This is a genomic window from Pseudomonas sp. 1176_21 (assembly GCF_052850635.1).
Map to the genome: position 1 here is coordinate 1 of NZ_VXCV01000044.1, position 398 is coordinate 398.

Here is a 398-nt window from a genome sequence, read left to right on the forward strand (position 1 = left end):
GGGCGCGGCGGTCGAGCTTGCCGTTGGCCGTCAGTGGCCATTGCTCCAGGAACAGCAGGTGCGTGGGCACCATGTAGTCCGGCAGTTCGGCCTTGAGTCGGGTTTTTAGTTCTTCCCGCAGGGCCGTGGGGTCGGCGGCGTTATCGTGGGCCAGTACATAACCCACCAGTTGCTGGCCGCTCGGCCCGTCCACCGCCAGCACCAGCGCTTCGCGCACGGCGGCCTGTTGCGCCAGACGTGCCTCGATCTCACCCAGCTCGATGCGGAAACCGCGAATCTTGACCTGATGGTCGATGCGGCCGACGTACTCGACGATGCCATCCTGGCGATAACGCGCCAGGTCGCCCGTGCGGTACAGGCGTTCGCCGCGGGACGAGAACGGATCGGGCACGAAACGT

At 66.1% G+C, this 398-nt stretch carries 1 protein-coding gene; it reads right to left on the bottom strand.

All coding sequences use genetic code 11. The features are described from left to right. A partial coding sequence (locus tag FW760_RS26035; protein WP_446444121.1) for an AMP-binding enzyme occupies positions 1-398 on the bottom strand: 398 nt, incomplete at both ends.